Annotated in this window: 4 protein-coding genes and 1 pseudogene; 1 reads left to right on the top strand and 4 read right to left on the bottom strand. The window is 70.2% G+C overall.

The window, feature by feature from the left end; all coding sequences use genetic code 11:
• The 4 genes from ACFWOG_RS39305 to ACFWOG_RS39290 all read right to left on the bottom strand — a co-directional run.
• Positions 1 to 158, bottom strand: a 158-nt coding sequence (locus ACFWOG_RS39305; RefSeq protein WP_380364405.1) for a transposase, incomplete at its 3' end; no start/stop codon positions are given.
• Positions 159 to 217: 59 nt separating this feature from the next.
• Positions 218 to 1,045, bottom strand: coding sequence for a transposase (locus ACFWOG_RS39300; RefSeq protein WP_380364403.1), 828 nt, complete (start codon positions 1,043 to 1,045; stop codon positions 218 to 220).
• Between the two features lie 190 nt (positions 1,046 to 1,235).
• Positions 1,236 to 1,595: an STAS domain-containing protein gene (locus ACFWOG_RS39295; RefSeq protein ID WP_380364401.1), complete on the bottom strand. Its 360-nt coding sequence runs from the start codon at positions 1,593 to 1,595 to the stop codon at positions 1,236 to 1,238.
• A 427-nt stretch (positions 1,596 to 2,022) separates the two neighbouring features.
• Positions 2,023 to 3,720 (bottom strand): serine/threonine-protein kinase, encoded by a 1,698-nt coding sequence (locus ACFWOG_RS39290; protein WP_380364399.1) that lies wholly within the window; start codon positions 3,718 to 3,720, stop codon positions 2,023 to 2,025.
• Positions 3,721 to 4,743: 1,023 nt separating this feature from the next.
• On the opposite strand from ACFWOG_RS39290, the pseudogene ACFWOG_RS39285 reads away from it, so the two are divergent.
• Positions 4,744 to 5,498, top strand: a pseudogene (locus ACFWOG_RS39285) (M4 family peptidase); the annotation flags it as partial.

Here is a 5,498-nt window from a genome sequence, read left to right as displayed (position 1 = left end):
GTGCACCCGGACGTCGCGACGAACACGATCGCCGCCAGCACCTCGCGATCCCCGTGGCGCCGCCGGCCACCACCCTGCGGGCGCACCGGAGCGTCTGGCACGACCAACTGGAACAACTCCCACAGCTCATCCGGCACCAGCCGCTCCACGATCAGCACACTCGGAGTCTACTCAACCCACCCAAATGAGATGTCTTCTAAGCTTGACTCTGAAGCTTCTATAGATCGTCAAGCTGTAGAAGACAGGCCGGGTGTGCCACTGTTTGTACTGGTGAGGTGGTGGTAGACCTCGCGCGCGCGACGAAGCGCCTGAGGAACCTGTAGAGGTCCTTCGTCTTGAGTCCTTCGAGGGTGCGTCGTGCCACGTAGTCGCGAGTGCGCTGGTCATGCCGCATACGGACCAGCATGATCGTGTGCAGCGCACGGTTCGTCTGGCGGTCTGCGCCACGGTTGAGCCGGTGACGGTCAGTGCGTCCAGAGGAGGCCAGTACAGGTCCGGCGGCGCACAGGTTGGCGAAGGAAGCCTCGGATGCGAGCCTTTCGGGGTTGTCTCCGGCGGTGACCAGTAGCTGCCCAGCGGTCTCGGTTCCCAGGCCCGTCAGCGCGAGAAGGCCGGGCGTGGCGCGGGTGATCAGCACGCGCGGGTCGGCATCCGGGTCTGCCGTCTCCTCGTTCAAGTGCCGGTAGCGCCTGGCCAGGCGCTTGAGGGCTGGCCTGAGGGCTGCGACCGGGGTGGCCAGATCGATGCCTGGACGGCTTGCGGCCAGCCGCCGGACCAGCTCGGTTGTGGTCAGTGAGCGCAGTGCTTCGCGGACCTCAGTGGGCGCGGTGATGATCAGTGATTTCATCTGGTTGACGGTCTGGGGCGGGGCTTTGACGGCGCTGGCGCGCACGACACGCAGCCCACGGATTGTCTCGACCGCGCCGTCGCGGTGCTTCGGCGTGCCGGTGGCGCGGCCGGCGAGTACCGCGGTGGCGACGGCATAGGCGTCGATGGAGTCCGATTTCCCTGCCGCTCGGCGAGCTCGACGGTCCGGTCGGTCCACCTGGATGACGGCGATCTGGTTGGCTCGGAGGTACAGGCACTCACCCGATGGCGCTCCGGGCGCCCCAAATCGCCCTGCCCCGACGCCCCGAATCGAGGGGGAGCACCCAGCGGTTACGGGCAGGGCCGCAGGGCCCAATGCCGCACCGGTCACATCCTCGGACCCGTGGCAGGCGGTCCGAGCACGCACATCAGCGATACGCACGCGCTTCGGGGCGCACAAGCGACGGGACACCCACTCCGGGAAGGCTTCCCTCTCGGTACAGGGACAGGATGCTCCAAAGCCGGCGATGGATGCCGGAGAGCCGGAAGGTCACCCCACAGGCGGAGGCGATCCGACCAGAACGCTCCAGTGCCATGAGTCCGTGTGAGTCACAGAACGTAACGGCTGCGAGATCGACAGTCACACGTCGCACACCGTGGCCGAGGCAGGAATCGACGGCACGGTCAACCAACGGCGCCGAGTCGAGATCCAACTCGCCGGCCAGTCTCACCAGGACGGATTCCGTCGACGCGATTACTCGGACGTACAGCGGCTTTGAGGTGTTCATCGGCTGGACCCTCCCGACCGGGCTGGGGAAGCGCGCGCCGTCCCGAACAGGAACTGGCGGACGCGCGAGACCAGAGCCCTCATGGTGAAAGAATGCCCCAATGGACCCATTTGGGGTAGCCCTGGCGCGAGAGACCTCGTACGGTCACCGTGTGTGCGAAGCCAGACCCTGGGGTCCCGGGCCACCCGGTCAGTGGCAGCACGCGCGCCTCGTGCCGGATCCGCCCCAGTCCGGGCTTCGTCGGGCCCGCCCTCGGCCCCGCACCGGTGCCGGCGCGCGCGGTGTCCGAGCGGGCGTGGTCGGGCCTGCCCGCTTCAACACCGCCCTGCTCGCCGACGCCTGACCGGAGGAGCACACGGCTCGGGCCGGGCCGGTGGCGAGTAGGGCGGTCTCGCTGATCAGCCGCCCAGAGCAGCAGCGGTCGAGGTCAGGGCCGCTGGCAGTACTCCGAGTCGCGCCCCGCGCCCCGGGAGCTGTCCCGAGGCAGGCAGATGTAACGGCTGTCCGCGGCGTTCTGACTGAGATAGCGGCCGAAGCAGTCGCTCGCACCGAGCTTGGCACAGAACGTGGCGACGGCGTTGCCGTCCGGGAACGTGCCCCCAAGGTAGATCACCCAGTTCCCGGGTTGGAGAGAACTCCAGTCATCACTGTTGAGGATCTTCGCATCCGGGACGTACTCCTGGACGGCGAGGAGTTGCCTGTCGCGTCTGTCGTTCGGGACGGTTCGGGGAAAAACCCCGAGCTGGGCGATCCACATGCCTGCCGCCGAGGGCGCGCCGGCGGGCGGCACGGCACCGGGAGGCGCAGCGGCCGCCGAGGGCAGGGCGGTGGGGGCGGGGGCCACAGCGACAGGGGTCACGGCGGCGGGGCTCGCGGGCTTGGCGGCCGCCGGCTTGGGTGCCGCCGTAGCGGGGGTCGAGATCCTGGGGGTCACCGATGCCGTGACGGTGACCGTGGCGGTGGTCGTGGGGACAGAGGCCGGGGCACTGGAAGTTCCAGCACCGCCGGCAGCAGCGCTGGGGCTCTCGGCACTCGGAGTCGCGCCACCGGGAGCCCCTGCGAGTGCGCCCCGCCGGGCCGAGTCGAGAACCAACACGCCCACCAGCACGAGTGCGCCCACCGCAATCGGCACCCCGATACGCACCAAGCCCGGAGCCCGTTTCCTGTGCGGCTTCCGCGCCACGGTGGTGACGGCCGCGACGTTGAGAGACAGCAGGACGGGCCCGTCCGCATTCACGGCGACCTCCGGGGGAGAGGCACCGCAGCCGTCGCGGCCCGGGCGGTACGGCTGCCCCTCCCCGATGGCCGCGAGGGCTCGCGCGACCTCCTCGGAGTTCGGGCGGGCGGCGGGATCCTTGCTGAGCAGTGTCCAGATCAGTGGGCCGAGCGGACCGGCCCGGTGCAGGTCCGGCAGCGGCTCCTCCCGGATGGCGATCAGGGTCTCCCAGACCGAGTCGCGCCGCATCGGGTTCGCCCCCTCAACGCAGATGTACAGCAGGACGCCGAGCGACCACAGGTCACTGGCCGGGCCGACCTTCACCGCTTCGGGGCTGATCCGTTCCGGGGCGAGGTAGTCGGGCGAGCCGATGAGGTCGCCGGTGGCCGTGAGATCGAGCGAGCCCTGGAGGGCGGCGATCCCGAAGTCGGTGAGGACGGCGCCACCGTCCGGGCGGATCAGCACGTTCGCGGGCTTCACGTCCCGGTGAAGGACACCCGCGGCGTGGGCGGCGCGCAGGGCACCCAGGATGTCGAGGCCGATGGAGGCGGCGTGGGCCGGCGCCAGGGTGCCCTCACGCAACAGGACGTCGAGCGGGACGCTGTCGACGAACTCCATGACCAGCCACGGGTACGGCAGATCGTCCACGATCTCGTGGATCGTCACCGCGTTGGGGTGATTGAGCCTTGCGAGGGCCTTGGCCTCCCGGATCGCCCGCTGGCGCATGTGGGCGGACCGCGCGGCGTCCTCACGCTGCACCGGCCGCATCTCCTTGAGCGCGATGTCCCTCTCCAGGACCGAGTCGCGAGCCCGCCACACCGTCCCCATCGCGCCGGAGCCCAGACGCTGCCTCAGCTCGAAACGGCCAGCAACGACATCGCCGACCGCCCGACCGGGTTCCCCGATCATGCGTCTCCCTCTCGAATCAGCAGGTTGGCGGCCTTCGATGACAACCCGGGATCGGTATGTGGCGTGGGCCTGCGCGAGAGACAGCAGGGCATGAGAAGGTCCTCCTTGAACGGCCGCGGTTACTTCGGCCCGGGTTCGTCAGGCTGTCAACTCGCCCCTTGCGGGCGCGCGTGACCAATGACTTAGGAGTGGCGACCGGTACGCAGAACCCGGCCCGTTATCGAACGGTTACGGCGATATCCGGGGACGGGCCGGGGCGGACCGCAGCGGATGGAGTGCGCGGGCGGAGCGGCCACGGCCCAGGAGACCGTGGCCGTGATCGGGAGTGTGAGGGCGGCACCGCAGTCGGCCCCGGTGACAACGGTCAGGGCGGCTCCGGCCCGAGACCTCCGGCACGGGCCCCCGGGCGAGCGTGACGAGGGCGATCGACACAGCCACCGCAGGCCCCAGGAGCACACCGCCCCAGCTCCAGTCCCGAGGCGCACCCGACCGGACGACAGCTTCGCGCGTCGGGTGCTCCGGTGGATCGGCATGACACTCGGACAGGATCCGGCCGATGACGGTGTGCCGGGTGGCCGACTCCTTCGCATGTCAGGAACGCGGGCGGCACCGAGCGACGGAGAAGGCGCCGACAACTTACTGGTCGACCAAGACAAGTGACAGACCGACAGATGGCCGGAAAGCACCGAGCAAGGCACCACAAGAGCCCATGTTCCAACAGAAATTCGAACTTGGTGGCTAGCATTCCAACACCGCTATTTCGGGGCCCGCCCCGGAGCTGTCGATGCCGCATGCAGCCCTGACATCACCCCCGTCGCCACCGCGATGGCGAGATGACATTCGCATACTTGTCATGGCCATGATTCTAATTGGCCTGCATGCCGCTCCCGCACCGTCCAGAGCCGCAGCAGCCTCGCCCCGCGTCCCACCTGACGCATCACCGGCCGGATGCCCGCTGCGCCGCACCCTGCGGCGCAGACCCGTACCCGTCCGCACCCGCGGACGGCAGGCAAAGGAGTGCTCGTGAAGCGCAAAGCCCCCGCCCACAGTCTCGCCGCACTCGCCGTCACCACCGTCCTGCTGGTGACCGGTGCCCCTGCAGTCACCGCGCAGGCGGCGCCCCCCGCCCCGGTGCCGACACCCGCCTCCGGCCGGAGCGCCGCACTGGCCGCGGCCGACCGGCAGGGCGCCGCCGTCGCCCGGCACCTCGGGCTCGCTCCCCAGGAGAGGCTCGTCGCCAAGGACACCGTCCTCGACCCGGGCGGCGCCCGGCACCTGCGCTACGAACGGACCTACTCCGGGCTCCCGGTCCTGGGCGGCGACCTGGTGGTGCACCAGGCCCCGGACGGAACCGTACTCGGTCTCGACCGCGCATCCGACGCACCCCTGGCCGGCCTCGGCACCTCACCCGCGCTGAGCGCCGCACGGGCGCAGACCACCGCACTCGACATCGAGCCCGGGGCAGCGGTCAACCGGCGGCCCCGGCTCGTGGTCTGGGCAGCCGACGGCGCCCCGCGCCTGGCGTGGGAGACCGTGATCGCCGCGACGGGCGACGACGGAGGCCCGAGCAAGCTCCACGTGATCACCGACGCCGCCGAGGGCGAGGTGATCCGGACCTTCGAGGGTCTGCCGACCGGCACGGGCCACGGCGTCCACGTCGGCGAAGTCCTGATCGGCACCACCCCGACCGACTCCGGATACCAGCTCAAGGACGGAACGCGCGGCGGGACCTACACCACCGATATGGGCAACGGCGCCCCCAGCGACGGGTCCCCCTT

Source organism: Kitasatospora sp. NPDC058406 (assembly GCF_042722765.1).
GTDB lineage: Bacteria > Actinomycetota > Actinomycetes > Streptomycetales > Streptomycetaceae > Kitasatospora.
This window is presented reverse-complemented; position numbering and strand designations above follow the sequence as displayed.

Excerpts from the sequence above, each read along its gene's own strand:
- ACFWOG_RS39295 (WP_380364401.1), bottom strand. The coding sequence starts at position 1,595 with ATGAACACCTCAAAGCCGCTGTACGTCCGAGTAATCGCGTCGACGGAA.
- ACFWOG_RS39290 (WP_380364399.1), bottom strand. The coding sequence starts at position 3,720 with ATGATCGGGGAACCCGGTCGGGCGGTCGGCGATGTCGTTGCTGGCCGT.